General features: G+C 66.5%; 22 protein-coding genes and 2 riboswitches. Of the genes, 15 read left to right on the top strand and 7 right to left on the bottom strand.

Annotation, left to right across the window (positions count from 1 at the left end; genetic code table 11):
* Positions 1–4: 4 nt before the first annotated feature.
* Positions 5–991: a P1 family peptidase gene (locus ACFFP0_RS31920; RefSeq protein WP_377266259.1), complete on the top strand. Its 987-nt coding sequence runs from the start codon at positions 5–7 to the stop codon at positions 989–991.
* On the opposite strand, the gene cobD is transcribed toward ACFFP0_RS31920, so the two are convergent.
* The gene (gene cobD, locus ACFFP0_RS31915; protein ID WP_377266258.1) at positions 988–2,013 is read right to left on the bottom strand and encodes a threonine-phosphate decarboxylase CobD; all 1,026 of its coding nucleotides are present in this window, start codon (positions 2,011–2,013) and stop codon (positions 988–990) included. The two genes, ACFFP0_RS31920 and cobD, sit on opposite strands and share 4 nt — an antisense overlap.
* A gap of 5 nt (positions 2,014–2,018) precedes the next feature.
* Between cobD and cbiB the strand changes: the two genes are divergently transcribed.
* A complete protein-coding gene (gene cbiB / locus ACFFP0_RS31910) occupies positions 2,019–2,984 on the top strand; it encodes an adenosylcobinamide-phosphate synthase CbiB (RefSeq protein WP_377266257.1) in 966 nt (321 codons plus the stop codon).
* On the opposite strand, the gene ACFFP0_RS31905 is transcribed toward cbiB, so the two are convergent.
* Genes ACFFP0_RS31905 through ACFFP0_RS31890 form a run of 4 tightly spaced genes read right to left on the bottom strand, consistent with a single transcriptional unit; the run spans position 2,968 to position 6,008 of the window.
* Positions 2,968–4,440, bottom strand: coding sequence for a cobyric acid synthase (locus tag ACFFP0_RS31905; RefSeq protein ID WP_377266256.1), 1,473 nt, complete (start codon positions 4,438–4,440; stop codon positions 2,968–2,970). The two genes, cbiB and ACFFP0_RS31905, sit on opposite strands and share 17 nt — an antisense overlap.
* A 3-nt stretch (positions 4,441–4,443) precedes the next feature.
* Positions 4,444–5,058, bottom strand: a complete 615-nt coding sequence (gene cobO, locus ACFFP0_RS31900) for a cob(I)yrinic acid a,c-diamide adenosyltransferase (protein ID WP_377266255.1) — start codon at positions 5,056–5,058, stop codon at positions 4,444–4,446.
* A complete protein-coding gene (locus tag ACFFP0_RS31895) occupies positions 5,055–5,819 on the bottom strand; it encodes a CbtA family protein (RefSeq protein ID WP_377266254.1) in 765 nt (254 codons plus the stop codon). The genes cobO and ACFFP0_RS31895 overlap by 4 nt, the downstream gene beginning before the upstream one ends.
* Before the next feature lie 12 nt (positions 5,820–5,831).
* Positions 5,832–6,008 carry a CbtB domain-containing protein gene (locus ACFFP0_RS31890; RefSeq protein WP_377266253.1) on the bottom strand — a complete coding sequence of 59 codons (177 nt, stop codon included), beginning with the start codon at positions 6,006–6,008 and terminating at the stop codon, positions 5,832–5,834.
* 37 nt (positions 6,009–6,045) lie between these two features.
* Positions 6,046–6,243: riboswitch (cobalamin riboswitch) on the bottom strand.
* Between the two features lie 93 nt (positions 6,244–6,336).
* Positions 6,337–6,545, top strand: a riboswitch (cobalamin riboswitch).
* A gap of 107 nt (positions 6,546–6,652) precedes the next feature.
* Here ACFFP0_RS31890 and ACFFP0_RS31885 point away from each other — a divergent pair.
* Genes ACFFP0_RS31885 through ACFFP0_RS31855 form a run of 7 tightly spaced genes read left to right on the top strand, consistent with a single transcriptional unit; the run spans position 6,653 to position 14,902 of the window.
* Positions 6,653–7,051, top strand: a complete 399-nt coding sequence (locus ACFFP0_RS31885) for a DUF1636 family protein (protein ID WP_377266252.1) — start codon at positions 6,653–6,655, stop codon at positions 7,049–7,051.
* Positions 7,048–8,085, top strand: a complete 1,038-nt coding sequence (gene cobW / locus ACFFP0_RS31880; RefSeq protein WP_377266251.1) for a cobalamin biosynthesis protein CobW — start codon at positions 7,048–7,050, stop codon at positions 8,083–8,085. Before ACFFP0_RS31885 ends, cobW begins: the two co-directional genes overlap by 4 nt.
* A gap of 38 nt (positions 8,086–8,123) precedes the next feature.
* Complete coding sequence (cobN, locus tag ACFFP0_RS31875) at positions 8,124–11,429, top strand: cobaltochelatase subunit CobN (RefSeq protein WP_377266250.1); 3,306 nt, start codon at positions 8,124–8,126, stop codon at positions 11,427–11,429.
* A complete protein-coding gene (cobG, locus tag ACFFP0_RS31870; RefSeq protein WP_377266249.1) occupies positions 11,426–12,766 on the top strand; it encodes a precorrin-3B synthase in 1,341 nt (446 codons plus the stop codon). Before cobN ends, cobG begins: the two co-directional genes overlap by 4 nt.
* Positions 12,763–13,392, top strand: a complete 630-nt coding sequence (locus tag ACFFP0_RS31865) for a precorrin-8X methylmutase (protein ID WP_377266248.1) — start codon at positions 12,763–12,765, stop codon at positions 13,390–13,392. The genes cobG and ACFFP0_RS31865 overlap by 4 nt, the downstream gene beginning before the upstream one ends.
* Positions 13,389–14,141, top strand: coding sequence for a precorrin-2 C(20)-methyltransferase (locus ACFFP0_RS31860; RefSeq protein WP_377266247.1), 753 nt, complete (start codon positions 13,389–13,391; stop codon positions 14,139–14,141). Before ACFFP0_RS31865 ends, ACFFP0_RS31860 begins: the two co-directional genes overlap by 4 nt.
* Entirely contained in the window at positions 14,138–14,902 is a 765-nt protein-coding gene (locus tag ACFFP0_RS31855) for a precorrin-3B C(17)-methyltransferase (RefSeq protein ID WP_377266246.1), read from the top strand. The genes ACFFP0_RS31860 and ACFFP0_RS31855 overlap by 4 nt, the downstream gene beginning before the upstream one ends.
* On the opposite strand, the gene ACFFP0_RS31850 is transcribed toward ACFFP0_RS31855, so the two are convergent.
* On the bottom strand, positions 14,878–15,645 hold the full coding sequence (locus ACFFP0_RS31850; RefSeq protein ID WP_377266245.1) for a cobalt-precorrin-6A reductase: 768 nt from the start codon (positions 15,643–15,645) through the stop codon (positions 14,878–14,880). The genes ACFFP0_RS31855 and ACFFP0_RS31850 overlap by 25 nt on opposite strands.
* Here ACFFP0_RS31850 and cbiE point away from each other — a divergent pair.
* From cbiE to cobM, 3 genes are read left to right on the top strand one after another with little or no spacing between them, the layout of a single operon-like run.
* A complete protein-coding gene (gene cbiE, locus ACFFP0_RS31845; RefSeq protein WP_377266244.1) occupies positions 15,632–16,921 on the top strand; it encodes a precorrin-6y C5,15-methyltransferase (decarboxylating) subunit CbiE in 1,290 nt (429 codons plus the stop codon). The two genes, ACFFP0_RS31850 and cbiE, sit on opposite strands and share 14 nt — an antisense overlap.
* Complete coding sequence (locus ACFFP0_RS31840; protein ID WP_377266243.1) at positions 16,900–17,319, top strand: cobalamin biosynthesis protein; 420 nt, start codon at positions 16,900–16,902, stop codon at positions 17,317–17,319. The genes cbiE and ACFFP0_RS31840 overlap by 22 nt, the downstream gene beginning before the upstream one ends.
* A complete protein-coding gene (gene cobM / locus ACFFP0_RS31835) occupies positions 17,316–18,113 on the top strand; it encodes a precorrin-4 C(11)-methyltransferase (RefSeq protein WP_377266242.1) in 798 nt (265 codons plus the stop codon). The genes ACFFP0_RS31840 and cobM overlap by 4 nt, the downstream gene beginning before the upstream one ends.
* Here the strand turns inward: cobM and ACFFP0_RS31830 are convergent.
* Positions 18,089–19,210, bottom strand: coding sequence for a cobalt-precorrin-5B (C(1))-methyltransferase (locus ACFFP0_RS31830; protein ID WP_377266241.1), 1,122 nt, complete (start codon positions 19,208–19,210; stop codon positions 18,089–18,091). The genes cobM and ACFFP0_RS31830 overlap by 25 nt on opposite strands.
* A gap of 47 nt (positions 19,211–19,257) precedes the next feature.
* Here ACFFP0_RS31830 and cobA point away from each other — a divergent pair, with 47 nt between their 5' ends.
* The 3 genes from cobA to ACFFP0_RS31815 all read left to right on the top strand — a co-directional run bounded on the left by cobA (position 19,258) and on the right by ACFFP0_RS31815 (position 23,268).
* Entirely contained in the window at positions 19,258–20,043 is a 786-nt protein-coding gene (gene cobA / locus ACFFP0_RS31825) for a uroporphyrinogen-III C-methyltransferase (RefSeq protein WP_377266240.1), read from the top strand.
* Positions 20,040–21,353 carry a cobyrinic acid a,c-diamide synthase CobB gene (locus tag ACFFP0_RS31820; protein ID WP_377266239.1) on the top strand — a complete coding sequence of 438 codons (1,314 nt, stop codon included), beginning with the start codon at positions 20,040–20,042 and terminating at the stop codon, positions 21,351–21,353. The genes cobA and ACFFP0_RS31820 overlap by 4 nt, the downstream gene beginning before the upstream one ends.
* 325 nt (positions 21,354–21,678) lie before the next feature.
* Positions 21,679–23,268, top strand: a complete 1,590-nt coding sequence (locus ACFFP0_RS31815; protein WP_377266238.1) for an ABC transporter substrate-binding protein — start codon at positions 21,679–21,681, stop codon at positions 23,266–23,268.
* Positions 23,269–23,326: the final 58 nt, after the last annotated feature.

Below are 23,326 nucleotides of genomic sequence, written 5' to 3'. Positions count from 1 at the left end.
GCCCGTGAACCTGCTGACCGATATCGAAGGCGTGGCCGTCGGCCACGCGACCGACCTTGCGCTGGGTTCCGGGGTCACGGCGATCGTCTTCGACGAGCCGGCGATCGCCTCCGGCTCCGTGCTCGGCGGCGCGCCGGGCGGACGCGATACGGCCCTGCTCGACCCGTCCATGACAGTGCAGGCGGTGGATGCCTTCGTGCTTTCCGGCGGCTCGGCCTTCGGGCTCGATGCGGCCGGCGGCGTGCAGGCGGGGCTGCGCGAGATCGGCCGCGGCTTCCAGGTGGGTTCGGTGCGCGTGCCGATCGTGCCGCAGGCGATCCTCATGGATCTCCTGAACGGCGGCGACAAGGACTGGGGCCTGCATTCGCCCTATCGCGACATGGGCTACGACGCCTTCAAGGCGGCGGCAAAGGACGCGTTTCCGCTCGGGACCGTCGGCGCCGGCACGGGCGCCACCACGGCCACGTTCAAGGGCGGGCTCGGCTCCGCCAGCGCGACGACGTCGGCGGGCCACACGATCGCAGCCCTGCTCACCGTCAATGCCATGGGCTCCGCGACGGTAGGCGATGGCCCGCATTTCTGGGCGGCTCCCTTCGAACGGGCTGGCGAGTTCGGCGGCCTCGGCCTGCCGGAAAAATTCACCGGGGACCACTCGGCCCTGCGGATGAAGGGCGTCAGCCTGAAAGCCACGACAATCGGCGTCATCGCCACCGACGCCGTGCTAACCAAGGCCCAGGCGCACCGGCTTTCGATCATGGCGCATGACGGGCTCGCCCGCGCCGTGCTGCCTGCGCATCTGCCGGGCGATGGCGACACGATCTTTTCGGCCGCGACCGGCGCGAAACCCCTGGGCGACATGGCCGCGTTTGCCGAGCTCTGCCATCTGGCAACACTGGTGACGGCCCGCGCCGTCGCCCGAGGCGTCTACGAAGCGAGGGCCTTGCCGGTGCCCGATGCACAGCCGGCCTGGCGCGACACATTCGCCGGCTAAAAAGTTTTCAGCGCTTCCTCAACCCTTGCCCAATCGTCCCTGCCGGGCAGGCCGATGCGCAGATCGTCCGGCCGCTCTTCGAACCGCCTTGCAAGGATACCGCCCTCGCCGAGATGCCGGAAAAGCGTTTGCACGCGGGCATCGCGAATAAAACGGAAGAGCGACGTACCGCCCGCGACCGGAACGCCCGCTGCGGCCAGAAGTCCGTCGAGCCGCGCCGCATCCGCCTTCAGCGTCGTCCGCATCGCGCGTTGCCAGCCGTCGTCGGCCAGCGCCTCGCCAGCTATATGCAATGCAGGCCCGGAAACCGCCCACGGGCCGAGCCGGTCCTCGATCTTTCCGACGATATCCGGATGAGCCATTGCAAAACCGAGCCGCAGACCCGCCATGCCATAGAACTTGCCGAAGGATCGAAGGACGACGAGGCCGCCTTCCTCCACCGCATCCGCAACGCTCTCGGCGTCGGAGACATCCATGAAGGCTTCGTCGACGACCAGCAGACCGCCCTTGGCGCGCATCAGGGCGGCCAGCGCGAGCAGGTCGCTTTTCGAAATGACGCGGCCGGTCGGATTGTTGGGATTGACAATGACCGCCAGCCGCCCAGCCGCGAGCCGCTCGAGATCTTCCGTCTCGGTGACGTCAAGTCCGGAAAGGCGGGCGGCCCGGGCATGTTCCGCGTAGGTCGGCGACAGCACACCGGCCCGGTTTACGCCCGAGCCCATCAGTCCGGCGACGATCGGCAGGAGGATCTGCGTGCCCGGTCCTGCTGCGATATGCGTCGCCGACGGCGCGCCATAGGCATTGGCCGCGATGGATTTCAGTTCCTGTGCCAAAGCCGGCTCCGGCAGTCGCGCGAAGGCATTGCCGGGGATGGGCGAGTGCGGATAGGAATAGGGGCTGATGCCGGTGGAAAGATCGATCCAGGGTTCGGGCGCATGCGGAAACAGCGCCCGAGCGCGGGAAAGATTGCCGCCATGCGCAATCGGACCACCAACTTCATGCCGACTTTCTGGGCCTGCCACCGCTAATGTTCCTTCTTGCATTTTTCGCGCTGATCGTGGAGCGCATCTTCGGATACCCGGACTGGCTTTTCCGGCGTATCGGCCACCCGGTCACCTGGATCGGCAAGCTGATATCCCGGCTCGATGCCGGCTGGAACCGCGAGACCGACGATTTCGCCGCCCGCAGGCGCATGGGCGTGCTGGCCCTGGCTGTTCTGCTGGGCGTGACGGCCGCGGCCGCGCTGATGGCGGAACGCGTCCTGCTCGTCCTGCCGTTCGGGCCGATCCTGCTGGTTCTCGCCGCGGCCAGCCTGCCCGCCCAGAAAAGCCTTGAAAGCCATGTCGAGGCCGTCGCCGATGCGCTCAGGAAGGGCGGGCTCGAAGCAGGCCGCAAGGCGGTTTCGATGATCGTCGGCCGCGATCCTGAAAAGCTCGACGAGGCGGCCGTCTGCCGCGCGGCGATCGAAAGCCTGGCGGAGAATTTTTCCGACGGCGTCGTGGCTCCGGCTTTCTGGATGGGTGTTGGCGGGCTTGCGGGCGGCGCGGCCTACAAGGCGGCCAACACCGCCGACAGCATGATCGGCCACCGCTCCCCCCGCCATGAAGCCTTCGGCTGGGCGGCGGCGCGGTTCGACGACCTCATCAACCTGCCGGCCTCGCGGCTGAGCGCGTTGCTGTTCGTGATGGCGGCCTTTTTCATCGACCGGGCTTCGCCGGGAAATGCGATCAGGGCCGTGCTGCGCGATGCGAGGCATCACCGCTCGCCGAATGCCGGCTGGCCGGAAGCGGCGATGGCCGGTGCGCTCGGCATCGCGCTCGCCGGCCCGCGAAGCTATGGCGGGCAGATGATCGAAGCGCGGTTCATGGGCGAGGGCGGCCGCCCGGAACTCACCCGCGACGACATCCTTCGTGCGCTGAAACTCGCCCGCGTGGCGGATGGCCTGCTGATCGGCCTCTTCGGCCTTCTGGCGTGGATCATCTGGCAAGCGTGAGCAGTCCATCGAGATCGAGGTGCCTTTCCATGTGCGCTGCCAGCCGGTCGAGCACGTCGTCCACACCCGCCTCGTAGTCGAGACCCGACGCCGGGCCGCCGAGCCGCGTCAGCCAGGCGGAGCGCTGCCGGTCATCGGCGAACAGGCCATGCAGATAGCTGCCCCAGACCTGGCCGCCGGCCGACGTCGCGCCATCCGCAGATCCGCCCCCGACCGTAGCGAAAGGCCGCGCGCAATCCGGCCCCGCCGTCCGGCCCACATGCATCTCGTAACCGGACAGGGAAATGCCGTCGAAACTGGTGCCGGAGACCGCCTCCAGCCGCTTGTCGCCGGAAAGCACCGTCTCGACATCGAGCAGGCCGAGCCCCTCGACAGAACCCGGAGGCCCTTCGATCCCCTCCGGATCGGAAATCCTCCGCCCCAGCATCTGATAGCCGCCGCACAGACCGAGCACCCGCCCGCCCCTCCGCGCATGCGCGGCGATATCGACGTCGAAACCCGCGTCCTTCAACGCTGAAAGATCGGAAATCGTCGCCTTCGATCCGACCAGCAGGATCAGATCGCAATCGCCGGGAATGGCCTGCCCGGCCCGAACGCGGAGAAGCTCCACTTCCGGCTCGGCCTCCAGCGGATCGAGATCGTCGAAATTGGAGATATGCGGCAGGATCGGCACCGCGACGCGGATCTTGGCACCGGGTTTGCAGGCGGAAGGACCGTTCAGGCCAAGCGCATCCTCTGCCGGCAGGCGGGCGGCATCCGCAAAATGCGGCAGCAGCCCGATCGACCGCCAGCCGGTCAGGTCGCCGATCATCCGCATGCCTTCGGCAAACAGCGCCGGATCGCCGCGAAAACGGTTGACGACAAAACCCCGGATCATCGCCGCGTCGTCCGGCGAAAGCACCAGCTTCGTGCCCGCGAGGCTGGCGATCACGCCGCCCCGGTCGATATCGCCGATCAGCACGACCGGCACATCCGCCGCGCGGGCAAAGCCCATATTGGCGATGTCGTTCTGGCGGAGGTTGATCTCCGAAGCACTGCCTGCCCCTTCGACCAGCACCAGATCGGCCTTTGCCCGCAGCAGCTCGAAACTTTCCAGCACGCGCGGCATCAGCTTCGGCTTGAGGTGCTGATATTCGGCGGCCCCGGCATTGCCTTCGACCCTGCCCTGAACCACGACCTGCGCGCCGACATCGCTCTGCGGTTTGAGCAGTACCGGGTTCATGTGGACGCTGAGCGGCACTTTCGCGGCGCGCGCCTGAAGCGCCTGCGCCCGGCCGATCTCGCCGCCATCCGCGGTCACCGCCGCATTGTTCGACATGTTCTGCGGCTTGAAGGGCAGGACCCTCAGTCCGCGCAGCGTGAAGGCGCGGGCAAGCCCAGCCACGACCAGCGACTTGCCCACATCCGAACCCGTTCCCTGAAACATCAGCGCCCGAGCGAAACCGATCGCGGCCATTGTTCAGAACTCGATGCCGGCCTGAGCCTTCACCCCGGCCTTGAAATGATGTTTCACCAGCGTCATCTCGGTGACCATGTCGGCCGCCTCGATCAGCGCCGGCTTGGCATTGCGGCCGGTCACGACCACATGCAGGTCCGGCCTGCGGGCCTGAAGCGCGGCGATCACCTTGTCCAGGTCGAGATAGTCGTAGCGCAGCGCGATGTTGAGCTCGTCGAGGATGACGAGCCCGATCGTCTCGTCCGCCATCAGGTCGAGCGCCTTTTCCCAGGCTTTTTCGGCGGCCGCGATGTCGCGCTGCAGGTCCTGGGTTTCCCAGGTGAAACCTTCGCCCATCGTATGCCACACGACACGGTCGCCGAAGGTGGCCAGTGCGGGCTGCTCGCCGGTCGACCAGGCACCCTTGATGAACTGCACGACGCCGACACGGCGATTGTTGCCGAGCATGCGCAGCGCCAGACCGAAAGCGGCGGTGGACTTGCCTTTGCCGGGACCGGTATGGACGATGAGAAGACCCTTTTCGAGGGTCTTCCCGGCCACTTCCGCATCCTGAACCGCCTTGCGGTTCGCCATCTTGGCGCGATGGCGTTCGGCGGATGTTTCGTCGATCTCCTTCACCGCGAAGCCAGCTCCGTGGAAGAACGCACGGCAACATCCTCGCCGGCGCGAAATCTTTCGCGGATCACGCCGGCAAGCGTGCCCAGCGCCGCCCAGAAAACCAGGTTCGTGGCATAGACCGCATTGACGAAGCGGGCGTGCAGTTCGATCGGCACGGCCGTTTCATGGCTTGGCGGCAGCGGCGCGCCGACAAGATGCGGCGCGATCAGCAGAACGATCGCCAGCGCCGCCAGCACGGCCGAGCGCGTGTAGGCAAGCAGGCCGAGGCCGGCGGCCGTGCAGACGGCTGTCGAAACCCACCAGATCTGGCGAGGACCGAGTTCCGCCGCCGGCATGCCCGGCAGTTCGGGCGGCAGCCCGAGGCCGGGGGCAAGGCTGACGGTAAGGAAACCCGCGATGCCGAACAGCAGGCCGCCGCGCCATCCTCCGAAACCGCCCAGCGCTTCCGCACCCGCGATCATCACGAGGCCGAAACCGATGGCGGCCAGCACGTCCGCGGCCGCGGTGTAGATGAAACGCTCGAAACCGTCCGCCGGCATCCACGCTTCCTCGTCGTGATGATGGTCCGCAGCGGCCGGCGCCGTTGCACCGGCAGCCGGCGCAGCCTCGTGGCTGTGGCCGGCTTCGGGAGCGGCGTTTTCATAGGTCTCCGCCTGCAGGATCAGCGGGACGGTGGAGAAGCTCTGCATCACGGTCAGCAGCAATCCGGACAACAGCCCGGCGATCACCGCCGCAAAGACGATGTTACGAAACAACGACATGGGAAACTCCCCTTAGTGGCAGGGGAATGCGAAGGAATGGCGCGAATCGTGCGCGGCGTTATGCACGACTTCCATATGCGAGAAGCCGACGAAGCCGACGACGAAAAGGCCCAGCAGCGCCGTCATGCTGAGGGGAATGATCTTCGAGGTGGAAACGCTGACTGCGGTGGCAGCAGATTTCGTAACCATGGTTATGTCCTTTCACCCTCCACCCGAGGGTCGTTCAAGTTTCCAGTCGCCTCTGGCAGGTCTCCTGGCTCGCGGATCAGGCGCCCTCGCCCGCCTTCCCGGATCGCTCCAGTGGCATGATGGACGAAGACTTTCCGCTTACAGTTGCGGGGGCAGCCGCGGGCTGGACGGCAGGAGCCGTCGCACCGCATTCCCTCTCAAGGCCCGTTCGGGCACCGTAGGCAGGGTCACTATAGACGAATTTGCCGCACGGGCAATCGCCTTTGCGACGCCTACCGTCTCCCCCGCCGTCTCCCCACTGTCTCCATTGACACGGGCCTGCGACCGGGCGTAGTTGAAGAAAGACGGTCCTTTTCCGGCAACGGAAGGGGCTAAGAGAGAATGCGGTGCGATCCTTCTATCCGGATCAATGCCGCGGCTGCCCCCGCAACTGTAGGCGGCGAGCCATCTGCCGAAAAGCCACTGGAGCGATCCGGGAAGGCAGGCAAATGGCGGCGACCCGCGAGCCAGGAGACCTGCCGTTTGGACAACAAGGCTCGCCGGGCGGGGTGCTCCGGAGAGGTTCGCTCATTCACCGCAGGCGGCTTGCCCCTCCTGTTCCGCGCCCCGATCTTGAGATATCCCGGCGGTAACGCGGCCAGACGATGAGTGACGAGCACAGGAACGATCCCGATATCGACGTGACGATCTTCGTCTGCACGAATTGCCGCGACGAAACGGATGGCGACGTGCGTCCGGGCGTGGCGATGATCGAGGCGCTGAAGGCTGCGGCAGCCGGCAGGCCACTTGCCGTCAGGCCCGTCACCTGCCTCGCCAATTGCGAGAAGAGCCCGAGCGCGGCCTTCAACCACCGTTCCGGCTGGTCCTATGTGTTCGGCCATCTGTCGCTTGAAAACGTCGAGGATATCGTCGCCGGCGCGATGATGCTCGCCGGCGACGAGCGCGGTTTCCTTCCTCTTCGCGGCCGTCCCGCCTGCCTGCGCGGCAAGGGCATGACGGCCCGCATTCCCCCCTTCCATCATCACGAGGACATGCCATCATGACCGTCTCTTTCGGCCGCGTTCCCTGCACCGTCGTCACCGGGTTCCTGGGCGCCGGCAAGACAACGCTGATCCGCAACCTGATCGAGAAGCTGGACGGCAAACGGCTGGCGATCATCGTCAACGAATTCGGCGATGTCGGCATCGACGGCGAGGTGCTGAAGGGCTGCGGCATCGAGAGTTGCCCGGAAGACAACATCATCGAGCTCGCCAACGGCTGCATCTGCTGCACCGTGGCCGACGATTTCGTGCCGGCGATCGACCAGATCCTGTCCCGCGAACCGCGCGTCGACCATATCCTCATCGAAACCTCCGGCCTTGCGCTGCCGAAACCGCTCGTCCAGGCCTTCCAGTGGCCGGATGTGAAGGCGCGCGTGACCGTGGACGGCGTGGTGGCGGTGGTGGACGGCGTCGCGCTGGCCGAGGGCCGGGTCGCCGACGACCACGACGCCCTGGAAGCCCAGCGCGAGGCCGACGGTTCGATCGATCATGACGATCCGGTCGAGGAAGTGTTCGAGGATCAGGTCGCCTGCGCCGACATGATCGTGCTGACCAAGACCGATCTTCTCGACCAGGCTTCGCTCGCCGCCGCCAAGGGCCGCGTTCAGGCGCATCTGCCGCGGGCGGTGAAAATCGTGCCTGCCGCAAACGGCGCAATCGATCCGGGCGTGCTGATCGGCCTCGGCCTCGCCGTCGAGGACGACATCGAGAACCGCAAGACCCATCACGACGACGAGCTGGACCACGACCACGACGATTTCGACAGTTTCGTCGTCGACCTGCCGGCGGTGGCGGATGCCGAGGCGCTGGCCGCGCGTATCTCCGAGACGGCGGAGGCAGAAAACGTTCTGCGCATAAAAGGCTTCGTCGAAGTCGCGAACAAGCCGATGCGCCTGCAGGTCCAGGCGGTAGGATCGCGCGTGAACCATTATTTCGACCGTGCCTGGGGCGCGAACGAAACCCGCCGGAGCCGCCTCGTCGTGATCGGCGAAAAGGGCATCGACCGCGCGGCGATCGAAAGGATGCTGGCCGCCTGACAAAGGCCCGTAGAGAAAAGGCCCGCAGAGAAAAAGGAATGCACATACTCGCCACCACATCGTCGTCACTGGACGACCTGATCGAACCGGTCGACCTCAACCAGTCGCCGGCCGATGTGGTGGTGCTGTCCTTTTCCGGCAGCGACCTGAACGGCGTGGCCGCGGCATGGGCCGAAAATCGGCCGGACCTCGCCCTCACCAACCTCTCCGACCTCCGTCACCCGATGTCGGTCGATCTGTGGCTGGAAAAGACGGCAGTCCATGCCAAGGTCATCCTCGTCCGCATCCTCGGCGGTTATGACCGCTGGGCCTATGGGGTGGACGAACTGTCGCGCCTGGCGAAGCGGAACAGGATCGCCCTGGCCCTGCTCCCCGGCGAATGCAGCATCCGCGACGAGCGGCTGGCCGGGGCCTCGACGGTTTCGGAAGAGGTGCTTGCCGGCATCCTCGCCTGTTTCCGCGAGGGCGGGCCGGACAACATGCGGCTGCTCGCCCTTCGTCTTGCCGCACTGGCAAAAGGCGAAACGAAAGCCCTGGCGCAAGCGCTGCCGATGCCGAAAACCGGTTTCTACAGGCCGGACCGGGGTATCGTCGAGGCCGACGACCTGCTGGCCGGCTTCGCATCCGGCGCGCCGCGCCTGCCGATCCTCTTCTATCGTTCCATGCTGCTCGCCAACGATGCCGCGCCGGTCGATGCCCTGTTCGAGGCTTTGGCGAAGCGCGGATTGGCACCGTTGCCGATCTTCGTCAGCGGCCTGAAGGATGCGGATGCCGTCGCCTTCGTCGAACAGGCCGTAACAGGCCTCAAGCCCGCCGCGATCATTACGACGACGGCCTTTGCCAGCAGCACGGACGACAAGGGCGAAACGATCTTCGACCGGGCTGGCGTGCCGGTCTTCCAGGCGGTCGTCGCCACGACCCGCCGCGAGGGCTGGATGGAAGGCCGCCGGGGGTTGAACCCCGCCGATCTCGCCATGCATGTCGTCCTGCCGGAACTCGACGGCCGCATCCTGGCAGGCGCGATCTCCTTCAAGGCAGGCGAAAATTCCGCCAGTCTGGTCAACCGGCCCGAACCCGACCGGCTGGAACAGGTGGCCGACCGCATCGCAGCCTTCCTGCGCCTGAAGCTTGCCGCGCGCGCAGAACGGAAGATCGTCATCCTGATGCCGGATTATCCGGGCGCACCGGGCCGCACCGGCTATGCCGTCGGGCTGGACGTACCGCAAAGCGTGCTGTCCATGTTGCGCGCGCTTTCCATAGCCGGCTATTCCATCTCCGGCATTCCGGCGACCGCGCGAGACCTTCTCGACCTGCTGGACCGGAGAACCGGGGCCTATCCGCTTTCCGCCTACCGGCCGGCGGCCGGCGCCGAAACCGCCTGGGGTCCGCCGGAAACCGACGAGAATGCGGAAGACGGCGTCTTCCACTTCCGGGCCGCGCAATTCGGCAATGTCACGGTGGCGCTGGCGCCCGATCGCGGCCGCAACGCCGACCGCCGCGCCGATTACCACAGCCCCGACCTGCCCCCGCGCCATGCCCTGATCGCCTTCGGCCAGTGGATGCGCGATACGCTTGAGGCGCACGCGGCGGTGCATGTCGGCGCGCACGGCACGCTCGAATGGCTGCCGGGCAAGACGGTGGCGCTGTCGAAGGATTGCTTCCCGGAAATCGTCACCGGCGGCCTGCCGGTCGTCTATCCCTTCATCGTCTCCAATCCGGGCGAGGCAGCGGTCGCCAAGCGGCGGATTTCCGCCGTCACCATCGGCCATCTGCCGCCGGTCCTCACCGGCGCGGGCCTTTCGGAAGAGCAGAAGAGGCTTGAGCTGCTGGTCGACGAATACGCCCAGGCCGACGGTCTCGACCGCCGCCGCCGCGACCGGCTGGCAAAGCTGATCGTCGAAACGGCCCGCGAGACGGGGCTGGCCTCCGAAGCCGGCGTCTCCCGCGACGACGATCCGGATACGGCATTGGCCCGCGTCGACGCCTTCCTCTGCGACCTCAAGGATTTTGCCATCAAGGACGGCCAGCACATCTTCGGCGAGGCAGCGGACGGCGACGACGACCCGTTGCGCCTTGCCAGTGCGCAAACCGAGCGGCAGGCCCTGCTCGATGCGCTGGATGGCGGGCATATCCGCCCCGGCCCCTCGGGCGCGCCGGCGCGCGGACGCCGCGACGTGATGCCGACCGGCCGCAATCTCTTCGCCAGCGATCCGCGCACGCTGCCAACTCCGACCGCGTTCGAACTCGGCAAGCGGGGCGCCGACGAAATTCTCCGTCGCTACTGCCAGGATCATGGCGACTGGCCGAAAAGCCTCGTCTTCGACCTCTGGGGCAGCGCCTCGCTCAGAAGCGGCGGCGAGGAGGTGGCGCAGGTTCTGGCCCTGATAGGCGCAAAACCGGTACAGGATGCGGCAACCGGCCGGGTGACGGGCATCGAGGTGCTGCCGCCGGCGAGCCTCGGCCGCCCGCGCGTCGATGTGACCTTGCGCATTTCCGGCCTGTTCCGCGACATGTTTTCGGCGCTGATCGCGTTGCTGGATGCCGCGATGCGCGCCATCGCCGCCCGGGAGGAAGCGCCGGGCGACAATCCGCTTGCCGAGGAGACGCGGAAACGCGGCCATGTGCCGCCACGCATTTTCGGTTCGGCGCCCGGCACATACGGTTCCGGCCTGGAAGAAAAACTCGCCGATGGCACCTGGGATCGGCGCGAGGAGCTCGGCCGTCTCTACCTCGACGCCACCAGTCATGCCTTCGGCGGAGCGGAAGGCATGACGTCGATGGCTTCCGGGCGCTTTGCCGAACGCGTGCAGGATGCCGACCTGCTGGTCCATACCGGCGACGATCCCGGCCGCGACCTTCTGGACGGCTCGGCCGATGTCGCCTTCATCGGCGGCTTTTCGGCGGCGGTGGCTGCACTCGGGGGGAAGGCGGATGTGATCGCCCTCGACACGACAGACCCGCAGAAGCCGAAGGCCCGCTCGATTTCCGAGGCCGTGACGCGCGTCGTGCGCGCCCGCGCCATCAACCCGCGCTTCATCGCCGGCCAGATGCGCCACGGCCCGCGCGGTGCGGCAGAACTGGTGGAGACCGTCGACAGGCTGATCGGCTTTGCCGAAACTACCCATGCCATACCGCAATCGCTGATCGACGCCACCTACGACGCCTATCTCGGCGACGAGGCAGTGCGGGATTTCCTGCTCTCCCAGAACCCGGAGGGCGCGCGCTACATGGGCGAGCGTTTCCGCTCGGCGCTCCGCCGAGGTCTCTGGCATCCGCGCCGCAACGCGGTTGATGCCGAGCTCGAAATGCTGGCCCGGGAATGCAAGCGGGGAGAAGTCGCATGACCGCGCTCCCGCTCGACCACGAGGCTCTGGACATGAGACGCGGCGCCTGCCCGGCGCTTTCCACGCCGATGATGACCGGCGACGGGCTGCTTGCCCGTGTTGCCCTGACGGATACGATCACGCCCGCGCAACTGGCGGAGCTTTGCCGCCTGGCCCGGAGGCACGGCAGCGGAATGCTCGATATTTCCGCCCGCGGCAATCTTCAGGTCCGGGGCCTGACGGAAACCTCCGCGCCTCTTCTGGATGCCGATGTCCGCGCCCTGAACCTGCCCTTGCGCGAGGGGCTTGCCGTGGAGACGCCGCCGCTCGCCGGCATGGACGATGCCGAGATCGCCGATCCGTGTCCGCTCGCCGAAGCGATCCGGCAGGGCGCCCGCGGTATCGGGGGACTGGCGCCGAAAATGGCGGTCGTCGTCGACGGGCGCGGCCGGTTACGGCTTTCCGATCTGCTCGCGGACATAAGGTTGACGGCTGTCAACTCCCGGGAATGGAAGCTGCTGCTCGGCGGCACGGAAGCGACCGGACGTGTTTTCAATGTTTTACGTGAAACACAGGCAGCCGATGCGGCGCTCGATCTGCTGGGCCGGCTGGCTTCGGCGGGAACCAGGGCGCGCGGCCGCGACCTTGGCGACGGCCTCCCGGCAAATGAAGAGCCCGTTTTTTCAGGCACCGGATTGGTGACGGCCGGGACCGGGGCTCCGGCCTCGCCCTTCGGCCTGTTTGCCCTTTCCGATGGCCTTCACGCCGTCGGCATCGGTCCGGCCTTTGGCCAGGCGGGGGCGGAGAACCTTGCCGCGCTTTGCACCGAGGCCGAACGACTGGGCATCCGATCCCTGAAACCGACGCTCGATCATTCGCTTCTCTTCTTCGGGGCGCGCCAAGCCTGCAGGGCATTGGCCGTTTTCGCCGGCCGCCGCGGCTTCGTAACCTCCGGAACCGATCCACGGAGCCATATCGCCGCCTGCCCCGGAAGCCCGGCCTGCAGTTCCGCAAGGGTTGCCACCCACGACATCGCCGCCGACGCCGCGACGCAATGCGCCGATCTGCTCGACGGATCGTTCAAGCTGCATGTGACCGGCTGCCCGAAAGGCTGCGCCCATCCGGAGCCTTCCGCACTGACGCTCTGCGGCACGAGCGACGGCACATCCCTGATCGGACAGGGCAAAGCTGCCGACCGGCCCTTTGCCTCCGTCGCATTTGCCGATACCAACGCCTCTCTTCGCCGTATCGCCGATCTCGTTCGGGCCGAGCGGCGCAAGGGAGAGAATTCCGCTGCCTGCCTGGCCCGGTTGGGACCGGAGAGGCTGGCTGCGGCAGCCACACCGGGACGACCATGAACAGCTACGATTATATCCGCGAAGGCGATGCCATCTACGAACGGTCCTTTGCAATCATCCGCGAAGAGGCGGATCTTTCGGCCTTTTCCTCCGAGCAGGCCGAGATCGCGGTCCGCATGATCCATGCCTGCGGGCTTGTGGAGGCCGCGGAACATTTCCGTTTCTCGAAGGATTTCGTCTCCCACGCGCGCGGCGCGCTTTATGACGGCAGGCCGATCTATTGCGACGCCGAGATGGTGGCGCACGGCATTACCCGCGCCCGCCTGCCGGCCGGCAACGACGTGCTCTGCACATTGCGCGACAGCCGCACCATCGAGCTTGCCAGGACGATCGGCAACACCCGCTCCGCCGCCGCCCTCGACCTCTGGGACGAGATGGAAGGCGCGGTCGTGGCGATCGGCAATGCACCCACGGCTCTTTTCCGCCTGCTGGAAATGCTGGACGCCGGCGCGCCGCGTCCGGCTGCGATCATCGGCATGCCGGTCGGCTTCGTCGGCGCGGCCGAATCCAAGGAAGCACTGATGGAATCGACGCTCGGCATTCCCTATGCCGTCGTGCGCGGGCGGATGGGCGGCTCGGCCATGACGGCGGCCTGCGTCAACGCACTGGCGAGGGCGGGCCTTTGAACGCGGCGATCCTCAAGGGCAGGCTGTCTGGCGTCGGCACCGGTCCGGGCGATCCGGAACTGCTGACGCTGAAGGCGGTGCGCGCCATCGGCGAGGCCGACGTCATCGCCTTCTTCTGCAAGAAAGGCGGCACGGGCAACGGCCGCGCCATCGTCGAAGCCCATATCCGGCCGGGCACGCTGGAACTGCCGCTCGTCTATCCGGTGACCACCGAGACCCACAAGGACGGAGCGGATTATCGCGGCCCGATCTCCGACTTCTTCGACCGCTCGGCGGAGGATATCGCCGCCTGTCTCGATGCGGGCAAGAACGTGGTCGTGCTCAGCGAGGGCGATCCGCTGTTTTACGGCTCCTACATGCACCTGCATGTGCGCCTGCAGAACCGGTATCGGGCCGAGGTCGTGGCGGGCGTCACCGCCATGTCCGGCTGCTGGTCGATGACCGGCCTGCCGCTGGTGCAGGGCGACGATATCCTGAGCGTGCTGCCCGGCACGCTTTCCGAGGAAAAACTCGTCGAGCGGCTGGCGGACACGGACGGCGCCGTGATCATGAAGGTCGGCCGCAACCTTCCGAAAATCCGCCGTGCGCTGGCTTCGGTCGGCAAGCTTTCCGGCGCGCTCTATGTGGAGCGCGGCACCATGTCGAATGGCGCGGCGCAGAAGCTGGAAGAGCGGGACGAAAGCCCGGCCCCCTATTTTTCCATCGTGCTGGTTCCCGGCTGGAGCACGCGACCCGGAGAAGCGGGATGACCGGATCTCTCACCGTCGTCGGCCTCGGACCGGGCAATCCCGACCAGATGACGCCGGAAGCGCTTGCCGCAGTGGCGGCAGCGGAGGACTTTTTCGGCTATTTTCCATATATCGATCGCCTGGACCTCAGGCCTGACCAGCAAAGACATGCCTCCGACAACCGCGAGGAACTGGCCCGCGCCAGGGCCGCGCTCGAAATGGCGGCGAAGGGCGGCAGGGTCTGCGTCGTATCGGGGGGCGACCCCGGCGTCTTCGCGATGGCCGCCGCCGTCTGCGAGGCGATCGACGAAGGCCCGGCCGAATGGCGCGATATCGATTTTTCGGTGGTTCCGGGCATAACGGCCATGCTCGCCGTGGCGGCCCGGGCAGGCGCGCCGCTGGGACATGATTTCTGCGCGATTTCGCTTTCCAACAACCTGAAGCCATGGGCGGTGATCGAAAAGCGGCTGGCCGCCGCGGCGGACGCGGGTTTCGTCATGGCCTTCTACAACCCGGTCAGCAAGGCCCGGCCGCACCAGCTCGGCGATGCCCTGGCGCTGCTGCGCCGGCATCTTCCAGGCGAGGTTCCGGTCATTTTCGGCCGGGCGGCGGGACGGCCGGACGAGGCGATCCGCATCGTCCCGTTGTCGCAGGCCGAAAGCGGCATGGCCGACATGGCGACCTGCGTGATCGTCGGAACGGTGGAAACGAAACTGATCGAACGGGAAGGGAAACGCCCGATCGTCTATTCGCCCCGCTATTTCAAAGGTTCCGGGCCATGATCGAGCCCGCCATCCAGCAATGCGAGCATGTCCTCGATGGTCTCGGCCGACGGCACGTCGGGCAGGTCCGGCCGGCGGATCAGGACGGTTTCGATGCCAAACGCGCGGGCGGCGGCGATCTTGCCGTAGCTCGCCGACCCGCCGCTGTTCTTGGCGACGATCACTTCGATGCCGTGATCCCTGAGCAGCCGCGCCTCGTCCGTTTCCGCGAAGGGACCGCGGGACGTGATATAGGTCGCATGCGGTATATCGAGCGGCGGCTCCACGGGATCGACGCTGCGGACGAGGTATTGGTGCTGCGGCGCGGCCTCGAAAGGCAGAAGCTCCTGCCGGCCAAGGGTCAGGAACACTTTTCGCGGCACGGAGCCCAGGGCCTCGACAGCCTGCGGGACGCCGTCGACCTCGGTCCAGCGATCGCCGGCCTGCCGCTGCCAGGGCAACCGGCGCAGCGCCACCAGCGGCACATCGGCAAGCATTGCCGCATCCGCCGCATTGCGGGAAATCTGCGCCGCATAGGGATGCGTGGCGTCGATCAGGATCGAAATGCCTTTTTCCCCGAGATAGGCCGCCAGGCCTTGCGGGCCGCCGAAACCGCCGATCCGCACCGGCACCGGTTGTTCGGCCGGCGCGCGCGTGCGGCCGGCAAGCGAAAGTTCGGTCACGAACCGCGGATCGCCGGCGAGCCTTTCCGCCAGTTTGCGTGCCTCCGCCGTGCCGCCGAGAATGAGGATGGAGTGTTTCACCTTGTTTCCTGAATCCGGGTCTCCTGAATCAACCGGAAAACCTTTAGCGCACGGAAGACCTTTAGCGCAAAGCCGCTGGCTGTCCATCGTCGGCATCGGCGAGGATGGAGTGAAGGGCCTTGGCGAGAACGCCCGGGCGGCGATCGCCTCCGCCTCCGTCGTTTTTGGCGGCAGGCGGCATCTGGAACTCGCAACCCCCCTGATTGCCGGCGAAGCGCGGCCCTGGCCCATGCCTTTCGATGCGGCGATGCGCGACGTCATGACGCTGCGCGGCCAAAAGGTCTGCGTGCTGGCTTCCGGCGATCCCTTCTTCTTCGGCGTCGGCGCGACGCTTTCGCGACAGGTTCCGGCGGATGAATTCACGTCCTATCCCGCTCCCTCGGCCTTTTCGCTGGCCGCTTCCCGGCTCGGCTGGCCGCTGCAGGAGATCGAAACCGTTTCGCTGCATGGCCGTCCGCTCGACCTTGTCCGGCCACTCCTGCATCCCGGCCGGCGGATCATCGCCCTGACTTCCGATGAAAAAGGACCGGCGGAACTGGCGGCCTTGCTCTGCGGGACCGGCTTCGGTGCCTCGCGGATGACCGTGCTGGAAGCGCTGGGCGGCAATGCAGAGCGCATCCGGCCGGCCAGGGCCGGCGAATTTGCATTGCAGGACATCAATACCTTGAACGTCGTCGCCATCGAGGTGGCGGCCAAGGCGGACGCGCGCATTCTGCCGCGCGGCTTCGGACTGGACGACGCGCTCTTCGAGCATGACGGTCAGATCACCAAACGGGAGATCCGCGCCCTGACGCTTGCAGCGCTTTCGCCCCGGCGTGGCGAACTGCTCTGGGACATCGGCGCAGGGTCCGGCTCGATCGGCATCGAATGGATGCTGGCCGATCCGTCTCTCCGAGCCATCGCGATCGAAGCGGATGCCCGGCGGGCGGCGCGGATCGGACGAAACGCCTCCGCCTTCGGCGTGCCGGGGCTCAAGATCGTCGTGGGCGAAGCGCCCATGGCGCTCGCCGGCCTGCCCCAGCCGGACGCGATCTTCATCGGCGGCGGCGGCAGCGAACCGGGCGTGTTCGATGCTGCCGTCGAGGCTTTGAAACCAGGCGGCCGTCTTGTCGCCAATGCCGTGACGCTGGAAATGGAAATGGTCCTGCTTGCCGCACGGGAGAGGCTCGGGGGCGATCTGACCCGCGTCGAGATTTCGCGCGCAGCACCGCTCGGCGCCATGTCCGGCTGGAAACCGGCCATGCCGGTCATCCGATGGAACTGGACGAAGCCATGATCGTCGCGGGTCTGGGCTGCCGCAAGGGGACATCGGCGAGAGCGCTGCTTTCGGCCGTCGATGCCGCCTGCGCGGAGGCAGGCATTTCACGCCGATCCATTGCGGCCCTTGCGACCGGCGAGATCAAGCGTGACGAACCGGGCATTCTCGAACTTGCGGAAATGCTGGCCCTGCCCCTGCATGTTGTCGACGAGACAGTATTGAAACAGGCCGAAGGCCGAACGAAAACCGTTTCGAAACACAGCCTTGCCCGAACCGCGACACCCAGCCTCTCCGAAGCCGCGGCATTGGCCCGGGCGGGAGAAGGATCGCAACTCATCGTCGCCCGGCTGATCGCCGATGGCGCCACCTGCGCATTGGCGCGCTCAAGGGAATTGTTCATGAAGGACGGCGCATGACCGTGCATTTCATCGGCGCCGGACCGGGCGCCGCCGACCTCATCACCGTTCGCGGCCGGGATATCATCGCCCGCTCGCCCGTCTGCCTCTATGCCGGCTCGATCATGCCGAAGGAATTGCTCGACTGGTGCCCGAAGAACGCGCGGATCGTCGATACAGGCTCGCTGTCGCTGGACGATATCGAGGCCGAATACGTGGCCGCCCACAGGGCCGGCAAGGATGTGGCGCGGCTGCATTCCGGCGATCTTTCAGTCTGGAGCGCCGTGGCCGAGCAGATCCGGCGGCTGGAAAAACACGGTATCGACTATACGCTGACCCCCGGCGTGCCTTCTTTTGCGGCGGCGGCGGCGGCGCTCAAGCGCGAGCTGACCATTCCCGAGGTGGCGCAGAGCCTCGTATTGACCCGCGTTTCCGGCCGCGCCTCGAAAATGCCGGAGGGAGAAACGCTTGCCGCCTTCGGCACCACGGGCGCGACGCTGGCGATCCACCTCGCCATTCATGCGGCTAGCAGGATCGTCGCCGAACTGACGCCGCTCTACGGTCCGGAATGCCCTGTCGCGATCGTGGTGCGCGCCTCCTGGCCGGAGGAGCGGATCATTCGCGGCACGCTGGCGGACATCGAGGCAAGGCTTGCTGCCGAACCGGCCGAACGCACCGCGATCATTTTCGTCGGCAAAGGCCTGGGCGCAGACGATTTTGTCGAGAGCCAGCTTTACAATGCCGACTATGTACGCCGTTTCCGGCCCGGCTGGCCGCAAGCGGAACAGGGTCAGGCAGGCAAGGATTCCGAATGATCGGACGGCGTGAACGGGGCCTGCCCGACCAGCCGGCCCTCGCGATCATAGACCAGGATTTCCAGCGCGACCCCGGGGTGGTGCAGCGCCCTGGCCGCTGCCTTCCAGGCAAGCGCCGCAATCCGGTCGCCGAGCGCCAGCCCGTTTCCATCGGCAAGCGCGAAGGCATGCGAAACCGTATTCGCTCCCGCGATACGCTCCACCAGGCCGGCATCCGCGCCGGCTTCCGCCGCGACTTTCGCCAGCGCTTCGAGATCGGCAAGGCCGCGTTTGGAATGCACGTCGAGCATGCCCTGCGCGAGCTTGGTCATCTTGGCGACGCCGCCAGCGATCGTCACCTTCTGCACCGGGTGGCCCCGCAGGTATTTCAGCATGCCGCCGACGAAATCGCCCATGTCGATCAGGGCGATCTCCGGCAGGCCGTGATGCGCCTGCGCCGCCTTTTCGGAGGTGTTGCCGGTGGAACCGGCCACATGCGCCAGGCCCGCGGCCCGCGCCACGTCGATGCCGCGCCAGATCGAGTGAATCCAGGCCGCGCAGGAAAAGGGAATGACGATCCCGGTCGTGCCGAGGATCGATATGCCGCCAAGGATGCCGAGCCGGCCGTTCAGCGTCCTTTCGGCGATCTTCTCGCCGTCGGCGACGGAAATCTCGACTTCGAAATCGCTTTCGCCGCCCGCCACTTCGGCAATCGCCTCGGCGATCATCTTCCTTGGAACGGGATTGATCGACGGTTCACCCGGCGGCAGGGGCAGGCCGGGCCGGGTGACCGTACCGACGCCCTTGCCGGCCCTGAACGTGATGCCGCTGCCGGCAGCCCCACGCCGCACCGTGCTCATGATCAGCGCGCCGTGCGTCACGTCCGGATCGTCGCCCGCGTCCTTGACGATCCCCGCCCTGGCAAAACCGTCGCCGGCCTCTTCCATGGCGAGGGCGAAGCTCGGCCGCTGGCCGCCGGGCAGCGTCACCTCCACCATATCCGGAAATCCGCCAGAAACGAGCGCAAGGCAGGCTGCCTTGCTGGCCGCCGCCGCGCAGGTCCCCGTGGTCCAGCCACGACGCAGGTTCTTGTTGTCTGTTTCCTTGGCCGCTTCCATGGCCGTTTCTATATCCCGGCCGGCGAATGCCGGCAAAAGGTTTGCACATGCATCTGAGCGAAAGCATCGAAACCCTTCTGGAGGCGCCTGCCTTCCAGCCCGGCCATGTCTGGCTCGCGGGCGCGGGCCCGGGCCATCCGCGCCATCTGACGCTCGAAGTGGTGGACGCGCTCGGCAAGGCGGATGTCGTCGTCCACGATGCGCTCGTCTCGGATGCGGTGCTCTCACTCGCCGGGAAGGCGGAAATGGTCTTCGTGGGAAAACGCGGGGGCAGGCCTTCGATCTCCCAGGAGGAGATAACCGGGCTGCTGATCGATCTCGCCCGCAAGGGAAAACGCGTGCTGCGGCTGAAGGGCGGCGATCCCTTCGTCTTTGGCCGGGGCGGTGAGGAGGCCGAGGCGCTCGCACGGGAGAACATTCCTTTCCGCATCCTGCCGGGCATGACATCCGCCCTTGCGGCATTGGCGGCGGCCAATATTCCCGCCACCATGCGCGGGATGAGCCGGGCGATCACGCTGGCGACCGGCCATGCAGCCGGCAGTTCCGGCGACCTCGACTGGAAGGCGCTCGCAAGGACCGGCGAACCGATCGTCGTCTATATGGGCGTCGGCACCATCGGCACGATCGCCAGGCTTCTGATGGAAGGCGGGATGCCGGCGCAAACACCCGTCGCGGTGCTGATGTCGGCCACGACGCCGCAGGAGCGCTCCCTGATCGCCACCCTTGCGACGGTCGAGGCGGAGGTCGAACGCCAGAACTTCGCGGCTCCGGCGCTGATCGTCATCGGCAAGATCGTCTCCATGCAGGCGGTCCTTTCGGGACGCGCCGAATGACGGCCCGCGCCCTCATCATCGGCGCGCCGCGCTCCGGCTCCGGCAAGACCAGCGTCACGATCGGGCTCCTGCGTGCCTTCGCCCGCCGCGGGGTGAAGGTGCGCGGCATCAAGACAGGCCCCGACTATATCGACTCCGGCTTCCACGAGGCGGCAACCCGCCTGCCCGGCCTCAATCTCGATAGCTGGGCGATGGCGCCGGACCTGCTTCGTCACCTGGCGCGGGAACAGGCGGAGGATGCGGAACTCCTGCTGATCGAAAGCGCCATGGGCCTGTTCGACGGCATCGTCACCGAACCGAACCGGTCCGGCGCGGCATCCGATCTCGCACGTCTCTTCGGCCTGCCGGTCCTGCTGGTGCTGGACGTGTCCGGCCAAAGCCAGACGGCCGCCGCCGTCGCCTGCGGCTTTATACACTACGATCCGGCGGTGAAGATCGCGGCCTGCATCCTCAACCGCGCCGGCAGCGAGCGGCACAGGAAGCTTTCCGGCGATGCGATCGAGGCGCTCGGCCTCCCCGTCGTCGGCACCGTCCTGCGCGATCCGACGCTGATCCTGCCCGAACGGCATCTCGGCCTGGTGCAGGCGAGTGAACATCCGGAAATGGACGCCCATATCGAGCGGCTGGCGGATGCGATGGAACGCTCGCTCGACCTCGATGCGATCCTGGCGGCCGCAAAGCCCTTCGATCTCCCGCCGGGTTCTCCGGACAGGGCTTTGCCGCCGCCGGGCCAGAGGATCGCGCTGGCATGGGATGCCGCCTTCACTTTCCTTTATCCGCATATCCAGCGGGAATGGCGCGCCAGCGGCGCGGAAATCGTTCCCTTCTCACCGCTCGCGGACGAGGCGCCGCCACGCGATTGCGACGTCTGCTGGCTGCCCGGCGGTTATCCCGAACTGCATGCCGGAAAACTGGCAGCGGCGGAAAATTTCAAGGCGGGCCTCGCGCGCTTCGCCGCCGCGAAGCCCGTCCATGGCGAATGCGGCGGCTACATGGTGCTCGGCGAAACGCTGGAGGATGCCGACGGCATCACCCATGTCATGGCCGGGCTGCTCTCCCATCGCACCAGCTTCGCCAAGCGCAGGATGAACCTCGGCTATCGCCAGGCGAAATTGCTGGCCGCCTGCCCGATCGGGCAAACGGACGAAACCATCCGCGGCCATGAGTTTCATTATGCCAGCGTGGTGTCACGGGGCACCGATGAGCCCGTCGCGACGATCGCCGACGGTACGGCCAGGGAAATCGGGCCGTCGGGGGGACGTCGCGACCTTGTCAGCGGCACATTCTTCCATGCGATCGCTCGCGGGTGAACGACCGCCCATCGCGTGAACAAAAGCCACATGTGGCACGAACCGTCGCATAGGCGGCACTTTATGTCGCTCAGGATGCAGCGCATGGGCGCGATCCGAACCTTAATCCCCTGCAAGACCTCGCCAACGGCAAGAAACGGAATCCGGTGCGATCGAACGGCGGAGAACAGCCGCGATCCACCCTTCTCATGAGGACGGAAAGACCGGCGGCAACCGGAACATTTCCCGGCATCGATAACGGACGCATCCGGCACGCGGAGGAGGAAACCGCAGGATGCGCCCGAAGAACGCATTTCCAACGCTCAACGATAAAAGGAACAGGGGAATGAACGACTTCATGAAATATCTGGCCGGCCGCGTGACCGCGGGCGGCATGAATCGCCGCGAATTCATGGGCCGCGCCATGGCAGCCGGACTGACGCTGACGGCCGCAAGCCAGCTCTTCATCGAAAGCGCCGAGGCACAGCAGCCCAGGAAGGGCGGGCATCTGAAGCTGGGCCTGGAGGGCGCCGCGGCGACCGATTCCAGGGACCCGGCCAAGGCGCTTTCCCAATTCATGTTCGCCGCCGGCCGTTGCTGGGGCGACATGCTGGTGGAATCCGAGCCGTTGACCGGCAAGCCCGTTCCCGCGCTGGCCGAAAGCTGGGAACCTTCCGCCGATGCCGTGACCTGGACCTTCAAGATCCGCTCCGGCGTGAAATTCCACAACGGCAAGACCCTGACGATCGACGATATCGTCGCGACGCTGAAGCGCCACACGGACGAAAAGGCGGAATCGGGTGCGCTCGGCGTGATGAAATCCATCAAGGAGATCAAGGCGGACGGCGGCAACCTCGTGCTGACGCTGACGGAGGGCAATGCCGACCTGCCCCTGCTCCTGACCGACTACCATCTGATCATCCAGCCGAACGGCGGCACCGACGATCCGAACGCCATGATCGGCACCGGCCCCTACAAGGTCGCAAGCTTCGAGCCCGGCGTGCGCGCCACCTTCGAGAAGAACAAGGACGACTGGCGCTCCGATCGCGGTTTTGTCGATTCCGTCGAAATCATCGCCATGAACGACGCAACGGCACGCATCGCGGCGCTCTCCTCGGGCCAGGTTCATTATATCAACCGCGTGGACCCGAAGACGGTGGCGCTGCTGAAGCGCGCGCCGACCGTCGAAGTCCTCTCGACTTCGGGGCGCGGCCACTATGTCTTCATCATGCATTGCGACAAGGCGCCGTTCGACAACAGCGACCTGCGGCTCGCGCTCAAATACGCCATGGACCGCGAAAACATGGTGAAGACCATTCTCGGCGGTTATGGCAAGGTGGGCAACGACTTCCCGATCAACAGCACCTACGCGCTCTTCCCGGAAGGGATCGAGCAGCGCGCCTACGATCCCGACAAGGCCTCCTTCCACTACAAGAAGTCGGGCCATAGCGGTTCGGTGCTGCTGCGCACCTCGGAAGTGGCCTTTCCCGGCGCGGTCGATGCCGCCGTGCTCTACCAGCAGAGCGCCAGGAAGGCCGGCATCAACATCGAGGTGAAGCGAGAGCCGGGCGACGGCTACTGGACGAATGTCTGGAACGTACAGCCTTTCTCCACATCCTATTGGGGCGGCCGCCCGACCCAGGACCAGATGTATTCCACCGCCTATCTTTCCACCGCCGACTGGAACGACACGCGCTTCAAACGGCCGGACTTCGACAGGCTGCTGCTCGAGGCGCGGTCCGAACTCGACGAAGGCAAGCGCAAGGACATGTACCGCGCCATGGCGCTGATGGTGCGCGACGAGGGCGGCCTCATCCTGCCGATGTTCAACGACTTCGTGAACGCCGCCAGCAAGAAGGTGAAGGGCTACGTCCACGACATCGGCAACGACATGTCGAACGGCTATGTCGCCACCCGCGTCTGGCTGGATGCCTGAATTCTGAAAGGCGGTTCGCCGCTCGACTGCGGGATCGCGGGCAAAAACCGCGATCCTC

It is taken from the genome of Neorhizobium puerariae (assembly GCF_042429745.1).
In the GTDB taxonomy this organism is placed as follows: domain Bacteria; phylum Pseudomonadota; class Alphaproteobacteria; order Rhizobiales; family Rhizobiaceae; genus Neorhizobium; species Neorhizobium puerariae.
This window is presented reverse-complemented; position numbering and strand designations above follow the sequence as displayed.

What these genes read in the sequence shown, in the direction of transcription:
- ACFFP0_RS31865 (WP_377266248.1), top strand. Translation starts at nt 12,763, where the DNA reads ATGAACAGCTACGATTATATCCGCGAAGGCGATGCCATCTACGAACGG.
- ACFFP0_RS31890 (WP_377266253.1), bottom strand. Translation starts at nt 6,008, where the DNA reads ATGGTTACGAAATCTGCTGCCACCGCAGTCAGCGTTTCCACCTCGAAG.
- ACFFP0_RS31895 (WP_377266254.1), bottom strand. Translation starts at nt 5,819, where the DNA reads ATGTCGTTGTTTCGTAACATCGTCTTTGCGGCGGTGATCGCCGGGCTG.
- ACFFP0_RS31820 (WP_377266239.1), top strand. Translation starts at nt 20,040, where the DNA reads ATGACGGCCCGCGCCCTCATCATCGGCGCGCCGCGCTCCGGCTCCGGC.
- ACFFP0_RS31905 (WP_377266256.1), bottom strand. Translation starts at nt 4,440, where the DNA reads ATGGCCGCGATCGGTTTCGCTCGGGCGCTGATGTTTCAGGGAACGGGT.
- cobN (WP_377266250.1), top strand. Translation starts at nt 8,124, where the DNA reads ATGCACATACTCGCCACCACATCGTCGTCACTGGACGACCTGATCGAA.
- cobA (WP_377266240.1), top strand. Translation starts at nt 19,258, where the DNA reads ATGCATCTGAGCGAAAGCATCGAAACCCTTCTGGAGGCGCCTGCCTTC.
- cbiE (WP_377266244.1), top strand. Translation starts at nt 15,632, where the DNA reads ATGGAGTGTTTCACCTTGTTTCCTGAATCCGGGTCTCCTGAATCAACC.
- ACFFP0_RS31815 (WP_377266238.1), top strand. Translation starts at nt 21,679, where the DNA reads ATGAACGACTTCATGAAATATCTGGCCGGCCGCGTGACCGCGGGCGGC.
- cbiB (WP_377266257.1), top strand. Translation starts at nt 2,019, where the DNA reads ATGTTCCTTCTTGCATTTTTCGCGCTGATCGTGGAGCGCATCTTCGGA.
- ACFFP0_RS31840 (WP_377266243.1), top strand. Translation starts at nt 16,900, where the DNA reads ATGGAACTGGACGAAGCCATGATCGTCGCGGGTCTGGGCTGCCGCAAG.
- ACFFP0_RS31855 (WP_377266246.1), top strand. Translation starts at nt 14,138, where the DNA reads ATGACCGGATCTCTCACCGTCGTCGGCCTCGGACCGGGCAATCCCGAC.
- ACFFP0_RS31885 (WP_377266252.1), top strand. Translation starts at nt 6,653, where the DNA reads ATGAGTGACGAGCACAGGAACGATCCCGATATCGACGTGACGATCTTC.
- cobW (WP_377266251.1), top strand. Translation starts at nt 7,048, where the DNA reads ATGACCGTCTCTTTCGGCCGCGTTCCCTGCACCGTCGTCACCGGGTTC.
- cobM (WP_377266242.1), top strand. Translation starts at nt 17,316, where the DNA reads ATGACCGTGCATTTCATCGGCGCCGGACCGGGCGCCGCCGACCTCATC.
- ACFFP0_RS31830 (WP_377266241.1), bottom strand. Translation starts at nt 19,210, where the DNA reads ATGGAAGCGGCCAAGGAAACAGACAACAAGAACCTGCGTCGTGGCTGG.
- cobG (WP_377266249.1), top strand. Translation starts at nt 11,426, where the DNA reads ATGACCGCGCTCCCGCTCGACCACGAGGCTCTGGACATGAGACGCGGC.